The sequence below is a fragment of the Aeromicrobium sp. CF3.5 genome, assembly GCF_051262695.1.
Taxonomy (GTDB): Bacteria; Actinomycetota; Actinomycetes; order Propionibacteriales; family Nocardioidaceae; genus Aeromicrobium.
In genome coordinates this window covers 217680-239974 of record NZ_JBIMEZ010000002.1, presented here as the reverse complement: position 1 = coordinate 239974, position 22295 = coordinate 217680, and the positions used below count along the sequence as shown (strand labels likewise).

The 22295-nt window shown below is 69.6% G+C and carries 24 protein-coding genes; 17 read left to right on the top strand and 7 right to left on the bottom strand.

From position 1 onward, the window contains the following. Positions 1-23 precede the first annotated feature (23 nt). The 3 genes from ACHAA3_RS04740 to ACHAA3_RS04730 are packed head-to-tail and all read right to left on the bottom strand — an operon-like array spanning position 24 to position 6225. Positions 24-668, bottom strand: coding sequence for a vitamin K epoxide reductase family protein (locus ACHAA3_RS04740; RefSeq protein WP_435707792.1), 645 nt, complete (start codon positions 666-668; stop codon positions 24-26). Between the two features lie 24 nt (positions 669-692). Beyond that, entirely contained in the window at positions 693-1493 is an 801-nt protein-coding gene (locus ACHAA3_RS04735) for a DNA-formamidopyrimidine glycosylase family protein (protein WP_435707791.1), read from the bottom strand. Then, positions 1486-6225: an ATP-dependent helicase gene (locus ACHAA3_RS04730; protein ID WP_435708213.1), complete on the bottom strand. Its 4740-nt coding sequence runs from the start codon at positions 6223-6225 to the stop codon at positions 1486-1488. Before ACHAA3_RS04730 ends, ACHAA3_RS04735 begins: the two co-directional genes overlap by 8 nt. Before the next feature lie 10 nt (positions 6226-6235). Here ACHAA3_RS04730 and ACHAA3_RS04725 point away from each other — a divergent pair, with 10 nt between their 5' ends. Then, on the top strand, positions 6236-7249 hold the full coding sequence (locus ACHAA3_RS04725) for a DUF3048 domain-containing protein (RefSeq protein ID WP_435707790.1): 1014 nt from the start codon (positions 6236-6238) through the stop codon (positions 7247-7249). A gap of 33 nt (positions 7250-7282) precedes the next feature. Here ACHAA3_RS04725 and ACHAA3_RS04720 read toward each other — a convergent pair whose 3' ends face one another. Then, positions 7283-7936 carry a TetR/AcrR family transcriptional regulator gene (locus ACHAA3_RS04720; protein ID WP_435707789.1) on the bottom strand — a complete coding sequence of 218 codons (654 nt, stop codon included), beginning with the start codon at positions 7934-7936 and terminating at the stop codon, positions 7283-7285. Positions 7937-8080: 144 nt separating this feature from the next. On the opposite strand from ACHAA3_RS04720, the gene ACHAA3_RS04715 reads away from it, so the two are divergent. Continuing rightward, positions 8081-8614 carry a hypothetical protein gene (locus ACHAA3_RS04715; RefSeq protein ID WP_435707788.1) on the top strand — a complete coding sequence of 178 codons (534 nt, stop codon included), beginning with the start codon at positions 8081-8083 and terminating at the stop codon, positions 8612-8614. Positions 8615-8736: 122 nt separating this feature from the next. On the opposite strand, the gene ACHAA3_RS04710 is transcribed toward ACHAA3_RS04715, so the two are convergent. Next, entirely contained in the window at positions 8737-9519 is a 783-nt protein-coding gene (locus tag ACHAA3_RS04710) for a MerR family transcriptional regulator (RefSeq protein ID WP_435707787.1), read from the bottom strand. 82 nt (positions 9520-9601) lie between these two features. Here ACHAA3_RS04710 and ACHAA3_RS04705 point away from each other — a divergent pair, with 82 nt between their 5' ends. The 8 genes from ACHAA3_RS04705 (at position 9602) to ACHAA3_RS04670 (ending at position 15939) form a co-directional block, all read left to right on the top strand. Beyond that, positions 9602-10159 (top strand): YqgE/AlgH family protein, encoded by a 558-nt coding sequence (locus ACHAA3_RS04705; protein WP_435707786.1) that lies wholly within the window; start codon positions 9602-9604, stop codon positions 10157-10159. 76 nt (positions 10160-10235) lie between these two features. Further along, entirely contained in the window at positions 10236-10508 is a 273-nt protein-coding gene (locus ACHAA3_RS04700) for a DUF3039 domain-containing protein (RefSeq protein ID WP_435707785.1), read from the top strand. Continuing rightward, on the top strand, positions 10498-12228 hold the full coding sequence (locus ACHAA3_RS04695) for a DEAD/DEAH box helicase (RefSeq protein WP_435707784.1): 1731 nt from the start codon (positions 10498-10500) through the stop codon (positions 12226-12228). The genes ACHAA3_RS04700 and ACHAA3_RS04695 overlap by 11 nt, the downstream gene beginning before the upstream one ends. Before the next feature lie 35 nt (positions 12229-12263). Further along, a complete protein-coding gene (locus ACHAA3_RS04690) occupies positions 12264-13196 on the top strand; it encodes an alpha/beta hydrolase (RefSeq protein WP_435707783.1) in 933 nt (310 codons plus the stop codon). Between the two features lie 96 nt (positions 13197-13292). Next, positions 13293-14177: an oxygenase MpaB family protein gene (locus ACHAA3_RS04685; protein WP_435707782.1), complete on the top strand. Its 885-nt coding sequence runs from the start codon at positions 13293-13295 to the stop codon at positions 14175-14177. Positions 14178-14242: 65 nt separating this feature from the next. Further along, positions 14243-14674 (top strand): organic hydroperoxide resistance protein, encoded by a 432-nt coding sequence (locus ACHAA3_RS04680; RefSeq protein WP_435707781.1) that lies wholly within the window; start codon positions 14243-14245, stop codon positions 14672-14674. 4 nt (positions 14675-14678) lie between these two features. Then, on the top strand, positions 14679-15716 hold the full coding sequence (locus ACHAA3_RS04675) for an LLM class flavin-dependent oxidoreductase (protein WP_435707780.1): 1038 nt from the start codon (positions 14679-14681) through the stop codon (positions 15714-15716). Between the two features lie 88 nt (positions 15717-15804). Continuing rightward, a complete protein-coding gene (locus ACHAA3_RS04670; protein ID WP_435707779.1) occupies positions 15805-15939 on the top strand; it encodes a hypothetical protein in 135 nt (44 codons plus the stop codon). On the opposite strand, the gene ACHAA3_RS04665 is transcribed toward ACHAA3_RS04670, so the two are convergent. Next, complete coding sequence (locus ACHAA3_RS04665; protein ID WP_435707778.1) at positions 15936-16496, bottom strand: isochorismatase family protein; 561 nt, start codon at positions 16494-16496, stop codon at positions 15936-15938. The genes ACHAA3_RS04670 and ACHAA3_RS04665 overlap by 4 nt on opposite strands. Before the next feature lie 25 nt (positions 16497-16521). Beyond that, positions 16522-17811, bottom strand: a complete 1290-nt coding sequence (locus ACHAA3_RS04660; RefSeq protein ID WP_435707777.1) for a nicotinate phosphoribosyltransferase — start codon at positions 17809-17811, stop codon at positions 16522-16524. A gap of 69 nt (positions 17812-17880) precedes the next feature. Between ACHAA3_RS04660 and clpS the strand changes: the two genes are divergently transcribed. The 7 genes from clpS to ACHAA3_RS04625 all read left to right on the top strand — a co-directional run bounded on the left by clpS (position 17881) and on the right by ACHAA3_RS04625 (position 22215). Beyond that, complete coding sequence (gene clpS, locus ACHAA3_RS04655) at positions 17881-18177, top strand: ATP-dependent Clp protease adapter ClpS (protein WP_435707776.1); 297 nt, start codon at positions 17881-17883, stop codon at positions 18175-18177. Positions 18178-18280: 103 nt separating this feature from the next. Continuing rightward, positions 18281-18865, top strand: a complete 585-nt coding sequence (locus ACHAA3_RS04650) for a DUF2017 domain-containing protein (protein WP_435707775.1) — start codon at positions 18281-18283, stop codon at positions 18863-18865. A 142-nt stretch (positions 18866-19007) separates the two neighbouring features. Further along, on the top strand, positions 19008-19472 hold the full coding sequence (locus ACHAA3_RS04645; protein ID WP_435707774.1) for a Mov34/MPN/PAD-1 family protein: 465 nt from the start codon (positions 19008-19010) through the stop codon (positions 19470-19472). Next, positions 19469-19747, top strand: coding sequence for a MoaD/ThiS family protein (locus tag ACHAA3_RS04640; RefSeq protein ID WP_435708212.1), 279 nt, complete (start codon positions 19469-19471; stop codon positions 19745-19747). The genes ACHAA3_RS04645 and ACHAA3_RS04640 overlap by 4 nt, the downstream gene beginning before the upstream one ends. A gap of 3 nt (positions 19748-19750) precedes the next feature. Continuing rightward, the gene (locus ACHAA3_RS04635; protein WP_435707773.1) at positions 19751-20698 is read left to right on the top strand and encodes a PLP-dependent cysteine synthase family protein; all 948 of its coding nucleotides are present in this window, start codon (positions 19751-19753) and stop codon (positions 20696-20698) included. Positions 20699-20895: 197 nt separating this feature from the next. Continuing rightward, complete coding sequence (locus ACHAA3_RS04630; protein WP_435707772.1) at positions 20896-21099, top strand: cold-shock protein; 204 nt, start codon at positions 20896-20898, stop codon at positions 21097-21099. Between the two features lie 138 nt (positions 21100-21237). Beyond that, positions 21238-22215 (top strand): ribose-phosphate diphosphokinase, encoded by a 978-nt coding sequence (locus ACHAA3_RS04625; RefSeq protein WP_435707771.1) that lies wholly within the window; start codon positions 21238-21240, stop codon positions 22213-22215. Positions 22216-22295: the final 80 nt, after the last annotated feature.

Here is a 22295-nt window from a genome sequence, read left to right as displayed (position 1 = left end):
GCGCGATCAGCGTGACCAGTGACTCAGCCGAACAGGCGATCGGGGCCGAACTCGAACCAGATGACGGCCACCAGGGCCAAGTACCACAAGGCGATGACGAGCACGGTCCAGTCGCTGAGGAATCGTGAGACCGCGGAGCCGGGCGCCCACGTGCGCAAATTGCGTGCCGTGACACCGACGAACAGCGGGATCATCATGGTCCACACGACCATGCACCACGGGCAGAGCAGGTTGATGTTGAAGATGCTCTGGTACTGCAACCAGGTCACGAAGCCGATGCCGAAGACGACGCCAGCCTGCAGGCCGACCCAGACGGGCTCGGGCAGGTGCACGCGCGCAGCGACGAGCACGCCGAGAGTCAGGACGATCGCGAAGCCGATGACCCCGATGATCGAGTTGGCGAAGCCGAAGGCCGAGGCCTGGTCGGACTCCATGACGCCGCTGCAGCTGACGAAGGCGCTGATGTCGCAGTTCAGGGCGGTGTCGGTGCCGTCGACCTTGGCCTGCAGCAGGTCGATCTTGTCGATCGTCAGGATCGAGGCGGCGAGCAGACCGATCGCGCCGGTGACGGGAAGCAGGAACCGTGGCTCTCGTGACTCCTCGGTGGGGCTGCGTGACTCCTCGCCGGGCGTGCGTGACTCGTCAGCGGAGTGGGCGGTGTCGGTCATGTCGCTGAGTCTAGGCGCTCGCCCTCAAGGTGCGGGCTGGCACGACGGGCACCAGAACATGGTGCGCTCGCTGGTGGGGCGGTCGCCGAGGGATCCGGTGGCGATCCGCGTGTGGCACCGGCGGCAGCGGGCGCGCTCGCGCGCGTAGACCCAGCGCTCCTGACCGGACCGTGTGTTGCCGGTGAAGGTGCGCTCGACGCGATCCTTGTTGACGTCGAGCATCGTCTGGCCCCTGGCGATGACTCGGCGCAGGTCGCGGACCTCGCCGACCGAGCGGGTGGGTGCCAGGCCGGACACGAACAGGAGCTCGTTGACGTACTCGTTGCCGAGTCCTGCCAGGTTGCGCTGGTCGAGCAGGGCCAGGAACACTGGCCGGTCGGGATCGGCGCTGGTGCGACGCACCGCCTCGTCGAGGTCCCATCCGCCTTCGGTGGCGGGATCGCCCAGCAGGTCGGGACCGAGATGACCCACGACGTCGTGCTCATGGGCGGTGGGGACGACGTCGGTGATGCCCAGGGAGAAACCGACGGCCTCGTGGATTTCGGTGCGCAGCACGAGGCGAGCGGCGTGATCGGGACGTCGCCACGGCGCGCCGATGCGGTGCACGTGCCACACGCCCTCCATCTTCAGGTGGGTGTGGATGGTGCGGCCGCCGACGCGGATGAGCAGATGCTTGCCGCGGCTCGCCACTGACTCCACTGCGCGACCGGACAGGTCGACGGTGGCGTGCTGCGGCACGCGGAAGTCGGTGCTGACGAGGATCTGTCCGTCGAGGGCCTGGCGGAGCCGACCGGCGGCGCGCCAGACGGTGTCTCCCTCAGGCATCGATCCGCAGTCCCTTCGGGGTGCGCTCGAAGCCTGCCTCGCGCAGGGCCCCGGCCCACGTCGACTCCTGGGCCGGGCTGCCGCCGACCGACTCGATCGTGAGCCGACTGACCCGGCGACTGCGGACGAGGCCGACCAGGGCAGCGGCGGCCGCGGCGATGCGGTCGGGGTGGTCGTCAAAGGCGATGACCTTCTTGCCGCCGCGCTCGACATAGGCGATGGCTCGGCCGTCGTGCAGGACCACCATGGAGCCGGCCTTGCGCGCTGGCCGGTGGGTGGGTGCGGAGTCGTCGGCGGAGCGTTCGGGCCAGGGCAGTGCGGCGCCGAACGGCTGAGCGGGATCGGTGGCGGCGAGCACCGTCGCCGAGGTGGAGGTGGGGGTGTCGTCCTCGCGCAGGTGGCCGCGCAGGCGGTCGATCGTGGCCGGTGCGGCGAACTGCGCCGCCCCGAGGGTCTCGACGTAGTAGCCGCGCAGGCAGGCGCCGGTCTGCTCCAGCTCGCGCAGGACGCGGTAGACCGCGGAGAACCCGCCCGGCGTCTGCTCGGCCACGACCGATCCGCGGGTGACCACGCCGTACCGGGCGAGCAGGCTCTCGGTGCGGGCCAGCTTGTCGGCGGTGACGTCCTCGGGGGCTGGATCGAGCGCGAACCACCGGCCGCTCGCGGTGGGCGGCCCCTGGGTGACGGTGCGCAGCGAGCCGCCCGCTGATCGGGGCCGGCCACCCAGGCGGGCACGCGGTGCGGGTCGGCGGGTGCGGTGGGCGCCGCCGCGGCCCACGAGCGTGCGAACCGGTGCATAGGTGTCGTTGCTGACTCGTCCGGACCACACGAGCTGCCAGAGCGCGTCAGCGAGATCGGCGTCGAGGGGTGGGGCCTCGCCGCCCGCGATCGTGCCGGACAGCTGCCGGAACAGGAAGGCTCCGCCAGCGCCCAGTGCGTCGAGCGCTCGGGCCTGCAACGTGTCGGGCTCGACCGGCATGGGGCGTCCCAGCACGAGGTCGGCGGGATGCAGCTGGACCCATCCATCGTTGCCGGCGAGGGTGCCGGCGCCGGACCACAGGACCTCCCCGGCCGACGTGAGCTCGTCGAGCATGGCGGGCTGGTAGTCGCGCACGCGGGCCGGCAGCACGAGCGACTCCCACGCCGACGCCGGCAGCGCGACGCCGGCGAGCTGGTCGACGGTGGCGAGCACGCCGTCGACACCGCGCAGCGATCCGCCCACTCCCTGCCACGCGGGCAGGAAGGCGGCGAAGGCTGTCGTGTCGACCGGCTCGACCGCCTGCCGTGCAGCGGCCAGCGAGCGGGACCGCAGGCGCCGCAGCACGCCGGGATCGATCCACTCGGCGGCGCCGTCTGCGTCGCGGGTGGGCGCGAACTCGCCCTCCGTCAGACGTCCGTCCCGCGCCATCTGGCGCAGCACCTGGGTGGCTACGGCGGTGCCGAGCCCGAACCGGGCGGCGACCTCGGCGGCGGTGAAGGGCCCGTGCGTGCGGGCGTGACGGGACACGAGATCGGTGAGGGGATCGGCCACTGACTCCAGGTGCGCCGCAGCAACCCCGAGCGGAAGCACGGTGCCGAGGGCGTCGCGCAGGCGCGCGCCGTCCTCGACGCCAGCCCAGCGGGGTTCGCCGGCGATCTGCACCTCGATGACCCGGCGCGACTCCTGCAGGTACTCGAGCCAGGCGAGTGCCTGGTCGGGCGAGGGGTCGGTGGACCGTTCGGCGACCTCGACGACCGTGAGGGGCCCGAGGAGACGCAGCAGGTCGGCCGCGCCCTCCGCATCCTTGATGCGCCAGTCCTGGCCCGCGCCGACGGGAGAGAGTCGTTGCAGCTCGGCCACCGTCGTGGCGATGACGTCGGGATCGAGGAGCTCGCGCAGGTCGGTGCGACCCAGCAGCTCGGCCAGCAGGGACGGGTCGAGACTGAGCGCGGCGGCGCGACGCTCGGCCAGGGGCGTGTCGCCCTCGTAGAGGAACGCCGCCACATAGCCGAACAGCAAGTTCTGGGTGAAGGGGGAGGCGCGTTCGGTGGTGACCTCGGCGATCTGCACCTCGCGGGACGCGAGCTGCCGCGCCACGAGGGTCAGCGCCGGCAGGTCGTAGACGTCCTGGAGGCACTCGCGGGCCGTCTCGAGCAGGATCGGGAAGGTGGGGTGGTCGCGCGCGACGTCGAGCAGCTGGGCGGCGCGCTGGCGCTGCTGCCACAGAGGAGCTCGGGACCCGGGGTTGCGACGAGGAAGCAGCAGCGCGCGCGAGGCGCACTCGCGGAAGCGCGACGCGAACAGGGCTGATCCGCCGACCTCGGTGGTGACGATCGCCTCGAGCTCATCGGGCTCGAAGACGAACAGATCGGCCCCGGGTGGCTCGGACTCGGTGTCGGGCAGCCGCGCGACGATGCCGTCGTCGCTGGCGACCACCGACCCGTCGATGCCGTGCTGGGACTCGATGCGGGCGGCCACGGCCAGGGCCCACGGTGCATGCACCCGGCGGCCGAAGGGGGAGTGCAGCACGACGCGCCAGTCGCCGAGCTCGTCGCGGAACCGCTCGACGACCAGGGTGCGGTCGGTGGGCAGCTGTCCGGTGGCCTCGCGCTGATCGGCCAGGTAGGCGGCGAGGTTGGTGGCGGCGCGCGCGTCGAGCCCGAGCGAGTCAGCCCGGCCCTGCCACACCTCAGGCGTGACGTCGACCGATTCACGCACGAAGGCGCCGATGGCGACCCCCAGCTCGTGCGGACGCCCGACGTTCTCCCCGCGCCAGAACGGCAGGCGGGCCGGCTCGCCGAACGCCGGCACCACCAGGACCCGGTCGTGTGTGATCTCCACGATCCGCCAGCTGGTGGCTCCGAGTGCGAAGACGTCGTTGACCCGCGACTCGTAGACCATCTCCTCGTCGAGCTCGCCGACGCGACGCGGCCCTCCTCCGGTCTTGGAGTCGGCGTCGTCGCCAGCGAGCATGACCGCGAACATGCCGCGGTCGGGGATGGTCCCGCTGCTGGTGACGGCGAGCCGCTGGGCGCCGGGTCGACCGGTGAGGATGCCGCCGTCGCGGTCCCACACGAGGCGAGGGCGCAGCTCGGCGAAGCCGTCGGAGGGGTAGCGGCCCGAGAGCAGGTCGAGAGTGGCCTCGAAGGCGCCGCGCGGCAGGCTGGTGAACGGTGCGCTGCGTCGCACGGTGTCGAACCACTGCTCGACCTCGATCGGCTCGAGCGCGGTGGCGGCGACGGTGTGCTGCGCGAGGATGTCGAGCGGATTGGCCGGCACGTCGATGCGTTCGATGAGGCCCTCACGCATGCGGGCGGCGGTGACGGCTGACCCGAGCAGGTCGTGCCGAGAGGTGGGGAAGACCACGCCCGAGGACAGTCCACCCACGTGGTGCCCGGCACGCCCGACCCGCTGCAGCCCGCTGGCCACCGATGGGGGAGTCGACACCTGGATCACCAGGTCGACAGCGCCCATGTCGATGCCGAGCTCGAGGCTCGAGGTGGCGACGACGCACTGCAGGCGGCCGGACTTGAGGTCGTCCTCGATGAGATCGCGCTGGTCCTTGCTGACCGATCCGTGGTGCGCGCGCGCCAGTTCTGAGGTGGCACCCGAGGACTGCCCGCTGGCCCCTGGCAGCTGGGCCGGCGATCGACCGGATCCTGGGTGGGGCTCGGGAACGGCGGTGCGGAGTGCATGCGCCTCGTTGAGTCGGGCGGTGAGGCGTTCGGCGACACCACGGGAGTTGACGAAGCAGATGGTGGACCGGCGGGCCAGCACCTGGTCGAGGATGGCTTCCTCGACGTGGGGCCAGATGCTGCCGCGGTTCTGGCCGGGATCGGGTTCGTGCTCGTCGCCGGGGGTGCGCTCGGGGGCCGGCATCGCGGTGAGGTCGTCGACCGGAAGGACGACGGAGAGCTCGAGGCGCGAGGGTGAGTCCGGTGCGACGATCCGCACCGGACGGGTGCCGCCCAGGAATCGGGCGATCTCCTCGTGGGGTCGCACCGTGGCACTGAGTCCGATGCGGCGCGCCGGACGCTCGAGCAGGGCGTCGAGTCGTTCCAGCGAGACCGCCAGGTGGCTGCCCCGCTTGGTGCCGGCGACGGCGTGCACCTCATCGACGATGACCGTGTCGACCTCCCGCAACGTGTCGCGGGCCGCGGAGGTGAGCATGAGGAACAGCGACTCGGGCGTGGTGATCAAGATGTCGGGTGGCCGCTGCACGAGGCTGCGGCGCTCGCGCTGGGTCGTGTCGCCGGACCGCACGCCGACGGTGACGTCGCCGAAGGTGTCGCCGCGGCGTGCTGCGGTGCGGGTGATGCCCACCAGTGGCGATCGCAGATTGCGCTCGACGTCGACCGCCAGCGCCTTCAGCGGCGACACGTAGAGCACGCGCGTGCCGCGAGGGGAGTCGTCGGCGCGCGGCTCGTGCAGCAGCCGGTCGATGGCGCTGAGGAAGGCCGCGAGCGTCTTGCCCGAGCCGGTGGGAGCCACGACGAGGACGTGGTCGGGCCGGGCCGGGTCGGTGGATCCGGCCACGCTGGCCCAGGCGCCCTCCTGAGCCGCGGTCGGCGCCTCGAAGGTCGTCTCGAACCACTCGCGGGTCGCCGGGGCGAACTCGTCGAGCGCGGCAGGTGATGGTCCGACGGGCACAGGCCCATCGTGGCAAAGGACTCCGACAGTCGCCGATCTGCCGCTGATCTGAACCGTGCGACCCGTGGAACGCTGCGCGGAAAGCTGTGGGCCGTGCGGCATGCTGGGCGCCATGGTTTTTCGTTCTTCGTCCGGTCTGGTGCGCGGTGCTGCCGTCGTTGCTGCAGCCCTCGTGCTGACCGCGTGCAGCTCTGACGCAGGGCCTGCGGCTGCTGATCCTTCTGAGGGGGAGGCCGCTGAGCTGGTCGAGAAGTCGGCCCTGACCGGCCTGGTCCTGGAAGAGGGGCGTCCCCAGAATCCGGTCTTCGTCGTCAAGATCGAGAACACGTCCAGCGGTGCGCCACAGATCGGGCTGTCGGCTGCTGACCTGGTGGTCGAGGAGCTGGTCGAGGGCGGGCTGACCCGGCTGGCGGCGCTGTACTACACGCGTCTTCCCGACTCGGTCGGCCACGTCCGCTCGTTGCGTGGGACGGACGCGGGCATCGCGCGTCCCGTCAACGGTCGTGTCGTGGCCACGGGCGGTGCTGGGCCCTCGATCCAGCAGCTGGATCGCGCGGGCGTGCCGATCCTGGCCGAGGATCGCGGTAGGCCGGGATTCAGCCTGGATCCGGCCAAGTCCGCTCCCTACAATCGTCTGATCAATCTCGTGGCGTTGGCCAAGGACGTCAAGAACGTCCAGCCTGAGCAGCCGTTCTTCAGCTTCGCCGAGCCGGACACCGATGCCGATCTCGGCACCGGCGCCCGGCCGGCCACGAGCGCCACGGTGCGGTTCTCGGCCTCTTCGAGCACGCAGTGGACGTTCGCGGACGGAACGTGGGTGCGCACCAACGGCCATGCGCGCGACGAGTTCCGTGCCGACAACCTGATCATCATGTACTGCCCGGTCGGCGATGCGGGCTATCTCGACCCGGCGGGCAACCCGGTGCCGGAGACGACGTGCGACGGCTCGGGCCGCGCCATGGTCCTGCGCGACGGTAAGGCGCTTGATCTGACCTGGTTCAAGGAGAATGCGAAGGCTGCGACCACCTTCGAGACCTCAGAGGGCGCACCGTTCGAGGTGAGCCCGGGCAAGACCTTCCTGGAGCTGGTGCCTGAGGGCGACGGCGACGTGACGGTGGGTGGCTGACGCGCGCGGTGCCGGTCGGGAACCCCGCAGCGGTCATTCCCCAGCGGTGGGAAGGACGCGAAGTCCGGCGAGCAGTGCGCCGATCGTGGCCTGGACGGACTCGCTGGCCGCATCGGGATCATCGGCGTCGGCCACGAACTCCGAGGCCGAGCGGATGGCTCCGTAGAAGATCACGGCGAAGCTGTCGCCCAGGACCTCGATGTCGTCGCCGAGGTCGGCGAGCAGGTCGTCGACCGTGCGCTCGATGATGCCGAACGTGGCCAGCTTCTCGGCCTCCTGCCAGCGCTCGTGGCCGAGCGCCACGGGGCCCTCCTGCATGCAGATGCGCCGGAACTGCGGTCGACGACAGACCTCGAGAAACTTTCCGAGACCGATCTGAGCGCGCTCCCACGGATCGCCAGAGGTCTTGATGGCGTTCTCGACTTCTGCGGTGGTGGCGTCCTGCACCTGGAGGAAGACGCTCTCGAACAGGTCGAGCTTGCTGGCGAAGTGGTGGTAGAGCGCTCCCTTGGTGACCCGTGCCGCGGCGACCACCTCGTCGAGCGAGGTGCCGGCGTATCCGTGCTGAGTGAACAGATCGGTGGCCGAGTCGATCAGTGCCTTCTTGGTGCTGGAGGAGTAGTCCTGACGCCGCGACGTCTTGCGAGCCGTGCGCAGAACCTGCTGTGCGACACGGGAGGAGGACATGGGTCAAGTGTAGAGCCCCCGGTGGATCGGGTGGTGGTGAGCATCACGCCGCACGAAGTGGTGAATACCGGGAGGATGGAACATACTCGAGGTACGTACCGAGAGTATGGACTCTTGGGCAGACGGTAGAGAAAGGAACGCACCATGACCTGGGACGCCTACAACCGTCGCAAGGAATCACTCCGCGAGATCCTCGCCATCGCCGATCGCGATCGCCATCTCCCCCTGACCGACCTCCTCGACACCGCCGATCCGCACCGCGAGGCGTTCGAGGACGTGACCGCCGTCCTGTTCGACCTGCAGATGCTGTGGTTCCAGCGACTCAGCGGAACCGTCGACCGGCTGACCGCTGACGGGACCGATGATTTCGAGATGGTGGCCCTCGACGCCTGGGTCTCGGCGGCGGCCGAGCTGCCCAGCGCGCGGGCCCTGCTGGACGCGCACCGTCATGCCCCGGCACTGGCCAAGGCCTTCGCCAAGGAGCAGGCCTTCCTGGCGGGCGCCGCCGGTGTGCCGGTCAACCATCCCGACCGCGTGCGCCACGGCGAACGGCTCATCGCCTCGGCGCGCACCGAGGCGGCCCGTGCTCCGCGGACCTCCGAGAGCAGCACCCATGCCCGTTCCGCCGACCAGCGCCCGGGCCTGATCGCCCGGCTGCGCAGCGCGATCGCCGCCTGAGACGCCCCTCGACTCAGGCAGATCCGCGCAGCGGCCCTGTTCGGCACGCTCTCCCTCGTGCCGGGCGGGGCCCTTCGGCGTCGTGGACCAGCTGGCGTCGGCGCTTCCTGGGACCCGGCTGCCTAGGACCGGCGCTTTTTGCCGTCGGAACCCATGCTGCTGATCTTGGTGTCGAGCTCGCGATCGATCGCCTCCTGCAGCTGTGCGCGGAACATCCCGAGCGTGACCTGGCTGGCGATGGGCAGCAGGCTCTCGACGGCAGCGATCAGTCGGGGCCACTCGTTCTCGGGCATGCCCTGCTCCACGAAAGGATCGACGATCTCCGCGGCCACATTGCGCACGAAGGTGTCGGCGACCTCCCTCAGGTGCGTCTGCAGCACCGGGAACAGGCTGATCACGGTGCTGGCGGACAGTCCCATGGCCACGGCCGCGGCCCCGGCGCGCACCACGGTGGGCTGGACCAGCTGCACGTGCTCGTGGTCGCCCTCGATCCACGCCACGAGCCCGAACTCCTCCATGGAGTCGATCAGTCCGTCGTCGCGTGACACGCCCGCGAGGGCAGCGAGGTCGTCGCGCGACATGATCTCGTCCAGTCCGTCGTCCGTGGGAAGATCGAGCAGCGCGATCAGGTCGAGGGCATGGCCCGCTGCGGTGTCGGGGGCGCGCTGCACGGCCTTCTCGACCGCCGCCAGCGTGTAGCCGCGGTCCAGCAGCTGGCGGATCAGCTGGAGGCGTTGCAGGTGCTTGACCGAGTAGAACCCGGTGCGTCCCTCGAGTCGGGGAGCGTCGATGAGCCCGCGACTGGCGTAGGCGCGCAGGTTCCGCACGGTCATCTGTGCGCGAGCGGCGAGCTCATCGACGGTGAACTCCTCGTCAAGGAGATTCGGTCCGGAGTCGCTGGCCATGACCCCACCCTAGGCGTGACTCCTGTTCCCCGTGACGTCTGCGCGGCTCCGCGTCCACGCTGCGCTGGTCCATGATGGGGTCATGGAGACGCTCAGTGGGCACCTGCTGGTCGCCACGCCGGCGATCGACGATGGCCCGTTCTGGCGCAGTGTCGTGTTCGTGCTCGACCACGACGACGACGGCGCCCTGGGGGTGATCGTCAATCGTCCGTTGGATTCCGACGTCGACGACGTGCTGCCCCAGTGGGCCGACCTGCTGGACGCACCCGTGTGCTTCTTCGATGGTGGCCCCGTGGCCGAGGACGTCGTCCTGGCCGTCGCCCTGGTCGAGGACACGAGCGTGGCGGCCCAGCTGCCGACGTGGCGATCAGTGGCTGGACGGGTCGGGCTCATCGACCTGACGGGACCTCCCCCCGAACCCGGTCAGGTGTCCGGGCTGCGCGTGTTCGCCGGATACGCGGGCTGGGGCCCCGGTCAGCTCGAGACGGAGATCGACCACGAGGCCTGGGTCGTCGTCGCGGCTCGCGACGCGGATCTGGTCTCGCCCCAGCCGGCCAACCTGTGGCACGACGTGCTGCGCCGCCAGGAGGGCGACCTCCGGTTCTGGGCCACCCTGCCTGACGACCCCACGGCAAACTGATGGGTCGCTCCCTACCCAGTCCACGAAGCGCTCCGGCCGGCTCCGATATGTCGCACCGAGCGGTTACGATCAGGGGGTGGCATTCTTCGGGCGAGGCGCAGAGACGGTTCTTGACGAGCGCACGACCTTGGGCACCGAAGAGGGCGACCACGAACGCTTCTCGCACTACGTGCCCAAGGAAGAGTTGACCGAGGCCATGGTGATGGGCACCCCGGTCATCGCCCTGTGCGGCAAGGTGTGGACTCCCAGCCGGGACCCGCAGCGTTTTCCGGTCTGCCCGGAGTGCAAGGACATCTGGGACAACATGGACCCCAACGACGACGAGGGGAACGGCTCGGGTGACGCGTAGCCAGACCGTCGGAGGTCAGCGCCTCCGGACCTGGCAGCGCGAGGCGTTCGACCTCTATCAGCGCACGCAACCGCGGGACTTCCTGACGGTCGCCACGCCCGGTGCCGGCAAGACCACCTTCGCCCTCACGATCGCCGCCGACCTGATCTCGCGGGGAATCATCGATCGGATCGTGGTGGTGACGCCGACCGACCACCTCAAGACCCAGTGGGCGCTGGCCGCTGCCGGCATCGGCCTGCCGATCGACCCGGCGATGGCCGTCCAGGGTCGGCTGGCCAGCGACTTCGTCGGTTTTGCGGTCACCTACGCGGGCCTGGCGGTCGACCCCAATGCCTTCCACATCCGGATCGCCAGCCGCCGCACGATGGTCATCCTCGACGAGGTCCACCACGCCGGTGATGCGATGGCATGGGGCGACGCGGTCGACGAGGCGTGCGATCCGGCGGTACGGCGCCTGCTCCTGACCGGCACGCCATTTCGCTCCGACGACAATCCCATTCCGTTCGTCCGCTACTGCCTCGCGGAGGGCGGGACCATGGTCAGCGAGGCCGACTACTCCTACGGCTACGGCCCGGCGCTGCGCGACGGCGTGGTCCGGCCGGTGCTGTTCATGGCCTACTCCGGGGAGATGCAGTGGCGCACCCGCGCCGGCGACGAGGTCGCCGCGCGGCTCGGCCAACCGCTGGACCGCGATGCCACCGCGCAGGCGCTGCGCACGGCTCTTGATCCCGACGGCACGTGGATCCGCGAAGTCCTCACCTCGGCGCACCGCCGCCTCATGGAGGTGCGCCGCGACGTCCCAGACGCTGGCGGCATGGTGATCGCCAGCAGCCAGGACAGTGCCCGCGCCTACGGCCGACTGCTGGCCGAGCTGACCGGCGAGGACCCGGTCGTGGTGCTCTCCGACGAGGCCGGCGCCAGTGCTCGCATCGCGGAGTTCTCGGCGGGAATGTCGCCGTGGATGGTCGCGGTGCGGATGGTCAGCGAGGGCGTCGACGTGCCCCGGCTGTCCGTCGGGGTCTACGCCACCACGACCGCCACGCCGCTGTACTTCGCCCAGGCGGTCGGTCGATTCGTTCGCGCCCGACGCAAGGGAGAGACCGCCTCGATCTTCGTGCCGAGCGTGCCCAGGCTGCTGGCTCTGGCCTCGGACCTGGAGACCGAGCGTGACCACGTGATCGGCCGGCCGATCAAGGACGAGGCCGACCTGTTCGCCGCCGAAGCCGAGCAGCTGGCTGCGGCGCAGGCAGACGTCGGCGCGTCCGACGATCTCAACGGCCAGTACGCCGCGATCGGCAGCGATGCCTCGTTCGACCGGCTCGTCTACGACGGCGCTGAATTCGGAGGGGCAGGGTTCGGCTACGACACGATGACCGACGGCGACGGAGAGCTCGACTTCCTCGGCATCCCGGGTCTGCTCGACCCCGACCAGGTCGCTGACCTGCTGCGTCGATCACGCTCGGCCCGAGCGAAGGCACCGGCACCCGAGCCTGACGCCGAGGCGCAGGAGGCGGCCGTCTTCGCGCGCCGCGACGACCTGCGTCGCCAGCTGCACGGGCTCGTCGGTGCGTGGCACCACCGCACGGGCCAACCGCACGGCGTCACCCACGCCCAGCTGCGTTCGGCCACCGGCGGTCCGTCGGCTCCCCAGGCCACGGCCGAGGAGCTCCAGCAGCGCATCGACCTGTTGCGTCAGTGGGCCCTACGAGCCTCCGGCTGAGCGTCGCGAATTCGAGAGGCCAGTACGGTGACGCCATGACGATGGCACTGCGGACCAAGCTCTTCGCGCGACTGCTGAAGGCGACCGAGACCGGCATCGAGGACGTCGAGGACTATCCGGCGCACCGCGCCAAGCGGGCGAAGCTGCAGCGGTCCGCGGTCGGGCGCTGGATCTTTGGCACCGCGACCAAGGCTGCTGTCGCCGAGGAGATCGAGATCGACGATCTGCGAGCGCTCGTGCACCGGCCCCGCAGTGGCGTCTCGCCGCTGCCGTGCGTCGTGAACTTCCACGGCGGTGGCTGGGTGCAGGGCAATCCCGAGCAGTCGCAGTGGTTGGCCAGTCGGGTCGCCGCGCGCAATCGGTGCGTCGTGGTGTCGCCGACGTACCGTCTCGGTCCGGAGAACCCGTTCCCCGCAGCCGTCCATGATGCGCGGTCGGTGCTCGACTGGGTCGTCGAGCACGCCGATGAGCTGGGGGTCTCCCCGGATCGCATCGCCGTGATGGGCGACAGCGCTGGCGGCAACCTCGCGGCAGTCACCGCGCTGGATGCTCGCGACGGCGGACCCGAGCTCAGGGCTCAGGTGCTGATCTATCCCGGCGTCGAGATGTACGACCGCTGGCCGTCGGAGGACGAGCACGCCGAGGCCCCTGTCCTGTCCTCGGCGAACATGCGTGCCTTCACCCGGTTGTACCTGGGGGAGTCGTTCGGCACCACCGATCACCGTGCCTCGCCGATCCGAGCGACCTCGCACGCAGGACTGCCCAAGACGTTCATCCTGACCGCAGAGATCGACCCCCTCAAGGACAACGGTTCGCACTACCGCGATGCGCTGGTCGAGGCCGGTGTGCCCGTTCGTTTCGCGGAGTACCCCGGCGCCCTCCACGGGTTCGTCAGCCTGCCCGGTGCCGTCCCCGTGGCTCAGCGAGCCCTCGACGACATCTGCGACTTCCTTCGCGAAACCCTCTGAACCGCTGAGGAGTCACGGAGAACCACTGAGGAGTCACGGAGAACCGCTGACGAGTCACCCATTGTGACAGTGTCGCTGTCACGGTAATGTCAGGTCATGCGCCACGACCATTGGCAACGCACCGCCGCTCGCCTCGACCCCGAACGTGACTTCGAGGAGATCGGGCGTCTGGTGGCCCAGTACGAGTTCCCCTGGGACTCCCAGCAGGCCCTGAGCTTCGCCCTCTTCCGCACCTACGCCGTGCCATCGATCGGCCGGCTGCTGCACGACACCGGAGAGTTCACCAGCGCCGTGCAGAAGCGCCACGACGACACCGTCATCATCTTGGAGACGATCGCCGATCGTGGGCTGGAGTCCGACGAGGGACGCGCCGGCGTGCGCCGCATGAACCAGATGCACGGCAGCTACGACATCTCCAACGACGACATGCGCTACGTCCTCGCCACGTTCGTCGTCTCACCCGTCCGGTGGATCGACCGCTACGGATCGAGGCGTCTGACGGCGGGGGAGCGGCTCGCCGTCGTGCGGTACTACCAACGTCTCGGCCGGCTCATGGGCATCACGGGCATCCCTGACACCTTCGAGGCCTTCAGCGAACTGATGGACTCCTACGAGCGCGAGACCTACGTGTTCGACGCCAAGGCTCGCGTCGTGGCCGACTCAACGCTCGAGCTGTTCGCGACGTTCTTCCCTCGCCCCCTGCGTCCACTGATGCGCCGGTTCAGCATCGCGCTGCTCGACGACCACCTGCGCGAGACCTTCGCCTACCCTGCGCCCCCTCCGTGGTTCCGACGTCTCGCCCACGGCTCGCTGCGGGCCCGCGGTCAGGTCCTGCGATTCTTCCCCGCCAGACGCGAACCCTCGATGCTGCAGACGTCGCACCGCATGCGGTCCTACCCGGGCGGATTCATGCTCGAGCACATCGGAACTTTTCCAGCGGCATCGTCGGACAGCGCAGTCGTTTCGCCCCCTCCTGCCTGACCTGCACCGATCCGTGAAACACATCAGCGGGGAACAAGCGACCGGTCCGATCGGTTGACCACGACATGACCAACACACCTGAAAAGATCGTCTACACCGCCAAGGCCACCGTGCAGGGCGGCCGCGAGGGCCACGCCACCAGCGAGGACGGCATTCTCGACCTGGCGCTGACCGCACCCAAGGAGACCGGCGGCCCGGGCACCGGTACCAACCCCGAGCAGCTGTTCGCCGTCGGATACGGCGCCTGCTTCCAGGGCGCGCTGAGCATGGTCGCCAAGAGCCAGGGCGTCGACGCCTCGAAGTCGACGGTCGACATCGCCGTGGGCTTCGGTCCCGAGGGCGACTCGTTCGCCATCACCGCCGACATCACCGCCACCATTCCCGGGGTCGACGACGCCAAGGCCCAGGAGCTCGTCGAGGCCGCGCACCAGGTGTGCCCGTACTCGAAGGCCACGCGCGGCAACGTCCCCGTGACCGTCACCGGCAAGGGCGCCTGAACCGATGAGGCTCTCGGTCCTCGATCTGGTGCCTGTCCGCACCGACCAGTCGACCGGCGACGCGATCGCGTCGACGGTCTCGCTGGCTCAGGTCGCGGACCGGGCCGGCTTCACTCGCTACTGGGTCGCCGAGCACCACAACATGCCGGCCGTCGCGGCCACCAGCCCGCCGGTACTGCTGGCCATGCTCGGCGCGCAGACCGACCGCATCCGACTCGGGTCGGGCGGCGTGATGCTGCCCAACCATGCGCCGCTGGCCGTCGCCGAGCAGTTCGCGCTGCTCGAGGCGGCGAACCCGGGGCGCGTCGACCTGGGCATCGGCCGGGCTCCCGGCTCGGATCCGGTCACCTCGATGGCGCTGCGCGGCGCAGCGGGTCGCGATGACACCGACATCGAGCGCTTTCCGCAGTACCTCGACGACGTCGTGGCACTGATGGGCGCCGACGGTGTACGGGTGGCCGTGCCGCGACAGAACTACATCCTCAAGGCGACGCCGGCAGCGGCATCGGTGCCGGATCTGTGGTTGCTGGGATCATCTCTGTACTCCGCGCACCTGGCCGCGGCCAAGGGGTTGCCGTACGTCTTCGCGCACCACTTCTCCGGACAAGGCACAGCCGAGGCGTTGGCCACCTATCGCGCCGAGTTCCAGCCCAGCGACGTCGCGAGCGAGCCGACCACGTTCCTCACGGTCAACGCGGTCGTGGCCGACACGGCCGACGAGGCCGAGGCGATGATGCTTCCGAACCTGCAGTTGATGTCCAAGCTGCGCACGGGGCAGCCGCTCACCCCGATCGACCTGGTCGAGGACGCCCAGCAGCACGATCTGTCACCCCAGGAGCGCGCCATGATCGAGTCGGGTCTCGGCCGGGCCGTCGTGGGTGCACCGCAGGAGGCCGCCGACCAGGTCCGCGCGCTCGCCGAGGAGTTCGGTGTCGACGAGGTCATGATCAATCCGGTCGCCTCGGCCCGACGCGGCACGGATCCGCGCACGGCACCGGCTCGTGACCGGACCCTCGAGCTGCTGGCCAAGGAACTCCTCTAGCCCCGGGAGGCCGAGCGACGCGCAGTGTTGGGCGGCGGTTCATCCTGTCGTGACGCCATGTTGGGGTCGACGGGACACGGTGGACCCCATGGACACGTCGCAGCTCCACCGTCGATCGCTCGCCGCCACGGCCGTGCGCGCCATCTCGGTTCCGACACTGGTCGGCGCCACGCTCGGGGCCGTCGCAGCAGTGCTGCTGCCCCTGGACCAACCAGCAAGCTAGCCGAGCTCGACGCCCGCTGCGGCGAGCTCCTGCCGCACGGCGGGCACGTTGTCGGGCGACACAGCCGCCACGAGCTCGCCGAGCACCGTGACCCTGAAGCCCGCTGCCGCGGCATCCAGGGCCGTGGCGCGCACGCAGAATTCGGTGGCGATACCGCACACGTGGAGGTCGGTGATGCCGGCGGACCGCAGCCAGTCGGCCAGCATGGTGCCGCGGTCGTCGCGGCCCTCGAACCCGGAGTAGGCGGCCTCGTAGTCGCCCTTGAGGAACGTGGCGGCGAACAGATCGTCGGTCAGCGGTCGGTGCAGCTGTTCGCCCGGAGTGCCAACGACGCAGTGCGGTGGCCAGGAGTCGACGAAGTCCGGTTCGTCGCTGAAGTGTGAGCCCGGATCGATGTGGTGGTCGCGGGTCGCCACCACGGTCGCGTAGGCCCCGGCGTTGATCAGGGCGAAGACCTCGGCGGCGACCTGCGCGCCGCCGACCACGGCGAGCGAGCCTCCCTCGCAGAAGTCATCCTGGACGTCGACGACGACGAGTGCAGTCGTGGAATCAACCATGCGCGCAGCGTCTCATGTCGCGTGATCAGGCGATGACGGTCTCGATCGCGGGGCCCCCGGCAGACAGCTGCGTGGCGGCTGCGGGCAGCTCAGCCATCGCGGCACGGTGCCGCTCCCGCGCGCCGACCAGGTCGCTGCCGGTGACGCGGTCACCGCCCCGCACCAGAGGAACCAGCAGCTCACGGTCCGTGCCGTCGTGCGAGGGAATCGATCCGACCCCGACCATCTCCGCCTCGGCCACACCTCCGGTCAAGCGGCGGACGGCGAACTTGCGTCCGCCCACCGAAACCTTGGCCGTGCTGGCCTTCTGGACCGAGATCATCTCGCCGGCTTCATCGGCGCGGGCCACCAGCTTGTAGACGAATCCGCTGGTGGGGACACCCGAACCGGTGACCAACGACGTGCCGACCCCGTAGCCGTCCACGGGAGCTGCGGCGAGAGCCGCGATCGCGTGCTCGTCGAGGTCGCTGGTCACGACGATGCGGGTCCGCCGCGCGCCGAGGTCGTCGAGCTGGGCGCGAACCCGATGAGCCAGAGACACCAGGTCGCCCGAGTCGATGCGAACGGCACCCAGATCCGGACCAGCCACGTCGACGGCCGTGCGAATCGCCTCGGTGATGTCGTAGGTGTCGACCAGCAACGTGGTGCCCGTGCCGAGGGACTGCACCTGCGCGCTGAAGGCGTCCCGCTCGGAGTCGTGGAGCAGGGTGAACGAGTGGGCGCTGGTGCCGGTGGTGGGCACGCCGTGCCGCTGACCGGCAGCCAGGTTGGAGCTCGCCTCGAACCCCACCAGGTGCGCCGCCCTCGCGGCCGCGACCGCCGACTCCTCGTGGGTGCGCCGCGAACCCATCTCGATGCACGGTCGCCCGCCTGCCGCCGTCACCATGCGCGCCCCTGCTGACGCGATGGCCGAGTCGTGATTCAGGATCGACAGCGCCAGGGTCTCCAGCAGCACGCCCTCCGCGAAGCTCGACTCCACGATCAGCACCGGTGACTGCGGGAAGTACAGGTCTCCCTCGGCATAGCCCCAGATGTCCCCGCCGAAGCGATAGTTCGCCAACCAGTCGATCGTCGGGCCGTCCACCACCTGGGCGTCTTGCAGCCAGGCCAGGTCGTCCTCGGCGAAGCGGAACCGCTCGAGTGCATCGAGCAGACGTTCGGTACCCGCCACGACGCCGTAGCGACGTCCGCCCGTGAGGCGCCGGGAGAACAGCTCGAAGACGCTACGTCGGTGGGCCGTGCCGTCGGCCAACGCGGCCTGCAGCATGGTCAGCTCGTAGCGATCGGTCAACAGGGCCGTCCGGTCGTCTCCCACGACCCCCACCCTAGGGCGCTCGCGGTGCCACGCTTTCGTCCCGGACACCGGCTGGGTGACAATGGAGCGATGACCGCCCCGACGCCCGTTGAGATCGAGGACACCGATCTCGATGATCTCGTGCAGCTGGAGGATCCGTGGGTCACGATCGTCTGGAACGACCCGGTGAATCTGATGTCCTACGTCGCCTACGTGTTCCGCAACTACTTCGGCTACGACGACGAGAAGGCCCACGAGCTGATGCACGCAGTGCACGCCGAGGGTCGCGCCATCGTCTCGACCGGTGGTCGCGAGCAGATGGAGCGTCACGTGCAGGCGATGCACGAGTACGGCCTCTGGGCCACCCTGGATCGAGCCGACGCTTGAGCCGCGGTCAAGGAACGCAACCATGGGCCGAGCGAAGCGAGGCAAGGCTTGCGGGCGGAGCCCGCCAGCGACGGAGTCGCTGTCACGGCGAGCGGAGCGAGAAGTGAAGCCGTTCAGGAAGCGCCGACGCGGCGGGATCATCGCCACGTTCGAGGCAGCGGAGGCACAGCTGCTGGCGAACCTGGCCGGGCAGGTCGTCGAGCTGCTGCGCGACCGCAACAGCAACGGGGAGTCCGATCCGGACCCGCTGGCCGTGCAGCTGGGGCTCGGGGGATCGTCCCTGCCGCCCGAGGACCCGGTGCTGCGGCGGCTGCTGCCCGACGCGTACCGGGGTGACGAGGCGGAGTCGGGCGAGTTCCGTCGATTCACCGAGCGGAGCCTGACCTCGGTCAAGGTGCAGCATGCCGAGACCCTGATCGGCTCGCTGGTCGACGGCGGACTCGAGACCGGGCCGCTGGGTCAGTCCGACGGTCCGTCGGTCGAGGTCGAGCTCGATCCGGCCGAGGTGCAGTCGTGGCTCCGATCCCTGACCGACATCAGGCTGTCGCTGGCGGTGCGACTCGGCATCGAGACCGAGGAGGACGCGATGCTGGTGGGCGAGTCCGACGACGAGGCCACGCTCGCCATGTCCGAGATCTACGACTGGCTCGGGTACGTCCAGGAGTCCCTGGTCGTCTCCCTGGACTGACAATGCGATGGCGACCCGCTGATCCGTGCGGCGTGCCGCTTCGGTAGGCAGGTCGAGCATGACGATCTGGGCTGACCTGCCTCGTTCGTCTCAACGTGTGGAGGCCGCGAGCGCCATCGCCTGGTCCCGATAAACTCACGGGGTGCTGACCATCGACCGGGCCATCCACGACGCGATCGTGGACCACGCCCGACGCGACCATCCCGACGAAGCCTGCGGGGTCGTCGCCGGCCCCATCGGATCGGATCGCCCCACGCGCTTCGTGCCGATGCTCAACGCGGCCATGTCCCCGACGTTCTACGAGTTCGATTCAGGGGACCTGTTCAGGCTCTACCGTGAGATGGGCGACCGCGACGAGGATCCCGTCGTGGTCTATCACTCGCACACTGCCACCGAGGCGTACCCGTCACGCACCGACATCGACCTGGCGGGGGAACCCGGCGCGCACTACGTGCTGGTGTCCACCCGCGACGGTGCCGAGGTCGACGGCACCGCAATCGACTTCCGGTCCTACCGGATCGTCGACGGCGAGGTCACTGAGGAAGAAGTCAGCGTCGTCGATGGTTACACCGACGACACCCCCGATCCGACGAAGGACAGTCACTGATGCCCGAGGTCCGTATTCCCACCATCTTGCGCCCCTACACCGGTGATGCGCGCGCGGTCGATGCCACTGGCTCCACCGTTGCCGAGGTCATCGAGGACCTCGAGGCGAACCACGCCGGCCTCAAGGAGCGCCTGATGGACGGCGACCAGGTGCGCCGGTTCGTCAACATCTACGTCAACGACGAGGACATCCGGTTCACCGGTGGTCTCGAGACGTCCGTTCCTGACTCGGCCACCGTGGTCATCCTGCCCGCTGTCGCGGGCGGCGCGGCCTGATCGGTGCGATTCGACTCCCTCATCGACTCGGTCGGGCAGACGCCCTTGGTGGGTCTGCCCGCCCTGTCGCCCTCTCCGGACGTGCGCCTGTGGGCGAAGCTTGAGGACCAGAACCCGACCGGGTCGATCAAGGATCGTGCCGCGCTCGCGATGATCGAGCAGGCCGAGGCCGACGGGCGCCTGTCTGTCGGTGACACGATCCTCGAGCCCACCAGTGGCAACACCGGCATCTCGCTGGCCATGGTGGCGCGCCAGCGCGGCTACCGGTTGGTGTGTGTCATGCCCGAGAACACCTCGGTCGAACGTCGCCAGCTGCTGGGCATGTGGGGCGCCGAGATCATCGACTCGCCTGCCGCTGGCGGATCGAACGAGGCCGTGCGGGTCGCCAAGCTGGTCGCAGCCGAGCACCCCGACTGGGTGATGCTCTATCAGTACGGCAATCCGGCCAACGCCGAGGCGCACTATCGCGGCACGGGTCCGGAGATCCTGGCGGACCTGCCCGAGGTCACTCACTTCGTGGCCGGTCTCGGCACCACCGGGACGCTGATGGGCGCGGGCCGCTTCTTCCGCGAGCACAAGCCCGACGTGCGCATCGTGGCCGCAGAGCCGCGCTACGGTGAGCTGGTCTACGGCCTGCGCAATCTCGACGAGGGATTCGTCCCCGAGCTGTACGACGCGTCGCTGATCGACGCCCGCTTCTCGGTGGGCCCGCGCGATGCGGTGCGCCGGGTGCGCGAGCTGATCGACGCCGAAGGCATCTTCGCCGGCATCTCCACCGGTGCGATCCTGCACGCCGCGCTGGCGCAGGCCGCCCAGTGCGTCGAGTCGGGCCAGAGCGCCGACATCGTGTTCATCGTGTGCGACGGCGGCTGGAAGTACCTGTCGACAGGCGCTTACGAGGGCACCCTCGACGAGGCCGAGGACGCCCTCGAGGGCCAGCTCTGGGCCTGACCGACACGCGGGGAGGGGCCGGGCTTCCCTCAGTGGGAAAGACCTGTCATGCTGATACCAGTTGTTGTACGATGCTGGGCTGTTTGATCGACCGATCTCCCCTCGGGGAAATCGTGTTCTTCTCGCAGGTTGGGCGTGTGTCGCGACCGTCGCTCGCGAGACACGCGAGCGGCTCCCCGCCAAATGAGGAGAACATCATGGCTACAGGTACCGTCAAGTGGTTCAACGCCGACAAGGGCTTCGGCTTCATCGCTCCCGACGACGGCAGCGAGGACGTGTTCGCGCACTTCTCGGCCATCGCGACGAGCGGCTACCGCTCGCTGGACGAGAACCAGAAGGTCGAGTTCGACGTCGAGCAGGGCCAGAAGGGCCTGCAGGCGACGAACATCAAGCCTCTCTGATCTAGAGCGTCTTGGGGGTTCGTCCCCGCTGACCACCAGCACCGGCATCGCCCACACGGGCGGTGCCGGTGTTGTCGTTGTGCCCCGGTGAACGCCGTCCGTGCCCCGCCGGGTCCGGGCTCGGCTAGGCTCACTCGGGTGAGTGAGATCGTGGTGTTCTCCGGAAGCGCTCATCGAGCGTTGTCCGAGCGGATCTGTTCGGAGCTGGGGCAGCCGTTGTCGGCGGCGGACACGATCCGATTCAGCAACGACTGCCTGCAGGTCCAGCTGCTGGCGAACTGTCGGCGCAAGGACGTGTACATCATCCAGCCCCTGGTCCCGCCGACGCAGGACCACCTGATGGAGCTGCTGCTGATGATCGATGCGGCCCGCGGCGCTTCCGCGGACTCGATCACGGCTGTCATCCCGCACTTCGCCTACGCGCGGTCGGACAAGAAGGACGCCTCACGGATCTCGATCGGCGGTCGTCTCGTGGCCGACATGCTGACCACGGCTGGGGCTGACCGCGTCGTGACGATGACCCTTCACGCGCCTCAGGTGCACGGCTTCTTCAGCGTGCCGGTCGATCACCTGACCGCGATCGGCGAGCTCGCGAACCACTATCGGGACACCGACCTGACCGACACCGTGGTCGTGTCGCCCGATCTCGGCAACGCGAAGACAGCTTCGCTGTTCGCCCGACTGCTCGGTGTGCCGGTCGCGGCCGGCAGCAAGCAGCGCCAGGGCGACGACAAGGTGGTCATCGACGCCATCGTCGGCGACGTCCGGGGCAAGCGGGCCATCGTGCTCGACGACGAGATCGCCACCGGCGGATCCATCGTCGAGCTGATGGCCAAGCTGCAGGAGGAGGGCTGCGCCGAGGCATCAGTGGCCTGCACGCACGGCCTCTTCACCGGCAAGGCCGTCGACAAGCTGCGCCATCACCCCGCGATCACCGAGGTCGTGACCACCGACACCGTGCCACCGCCTGCCGACTGGCCCGAGCTGAAGGTCCGCTCGGTGGCGCCGCTGTTCGCCGAGGCCATCGCCCGCATCCACGCCGGCGAGTCGGTCTCGAGCCTGTTCGACGGCGTCGATCCCGCTCATGCGCCGCCGCAGCCCAAGCTGCCGCTGTAGGTCGCGACGGCTCGGGGCAGTCCGCCCGGGACGTTTCTGACCACCCCCGGGGGCGGCTCGCGTGGTCGAACGACCGGGTC

What these genes read in the sequence shown, in the direction of transcription:
- ACHAA3_RS04740 (WP_435707792.1), bottom strand. Translation starts at nt 668, where the DNA reads ATGACCGACACCGCCCACTCCGCTGACGAGTCACGCACGCCCGGCGAG.
- ACHAA3_RS04735 (WP_435707791.1), bottom strand. Translation starts at nt 1,493, where the DNA reads ATGCCTGAGGGAGACACCGTCTGGCGCGCCGCCGGTCGGCTCCGCCAG.
- ACHAA3_RS04730 (WP_435708213.1), bottom strand. Translation starts at nt 6,225, where the DNA reads ATGCCGCACGGCCCACAGCTTTCCGCGCAGCGTTCCACGGGTCGCACG.
- ACHAA3_RS04725 (WP_435707790.1), top strand. Translation starts at nt 6,236, where the DNA reads ATGGTTTTTCGTTCTTCGTCCGGTCTGGTGCGCGGTGCTGCCGTCGTT.
- ACHAA3_RS04720 (WP_435707789.1), bottom strand. Translation starts at nt 7,936, where the DNA reads ATGTCCTCCTCCCGTGTCGCACAGCAGGTTCTGCGCACGGCTCGCAAG.
- ACHAA3_RS04715 (WP_435707788.1), top strand. Translation starts at nt 8,081, where the DNA reads ATGACCTGGGACGCCTACAACCGTCGCAAGGAATCACTCCGCGAGATC.
- ACHAA3_RS04710 (WP_435707787.1), bottom strand. Translation starts at nt 9,519, where the DNA reads ATGGCCAGCGACTCCGGACCGAATCTCCTTGACGAGGAGTTCACCGTC.
- ACHAA3_RS04705 (WP_435707786.1), top strand. Translation starts at nt 9,602, where the DNA reads ATGGAGACGCTCAGTGGGCACCTGCTGGTCGCCACGCCGGCGATCGAC.
- ACHAA3_RS04690 (WP_435707783.1), top strand. Translation starts at nt 12,264, where the DNA reads ATGACGATGGCACTGCGGACCAAGCTCTTCGCGCGACTGCTGAAGGCG.
- ACHAA3_RS04685 (WP_435707782.1), top strand. Translation starts at nt 13,293, where the DNA reads ATGCGCCACGACCATTGGCAACGCACCGCCGCTCGCCTCGACCCCGAA.
- ACHAA3_RS04680 (WP_435707781.1), top strand. Translation starts at nt 14,243, where the DNA reads ATGACCAACACACCTGAAAAGATCGTCTACACCGCCAAGGCCACCGTG.
- ACHAA3_RS04675 (WP_435707780.1), top strand. Translation starts at nt 14,679, where the DNA reads ATGAGGCTCTCGGTCCTCGATCTGGTGCCTGTCCGCACCGACCAGTCG.
- ACHAA3_RS04670 (WP_435707779.1), top strand. Translation starts at nt 15,805, where the DNA reads ATGGACACGTCGCAGCTCCACCGTCGATCGCTCGCCGCCACGGCCGTG.
- ACHAA3_RS04665 (WP_435707778.1), bottom strand. Translation starts at nt 16,496, where the DNA reads ATGGTTGATTCCACGACTGCACTCGTCGTCGTCGACGTCCAGGATGAC.
- clpS (WP_435707776.1), top strand. Translation starts at nt 17,881, where the DNA reads ATGACCGCCCCGACGCCCGTTGAGATCGAGGACACCGATCTCGATGAT.
- ACHAA3_RS04630 (WP_435707772.1), top strand. Translation starts at nt 20,896, where the DNA reads ATGGCTACAGGTACCGTCAAGTGGTTCAACGCCGACAAGGGCTTCGGC.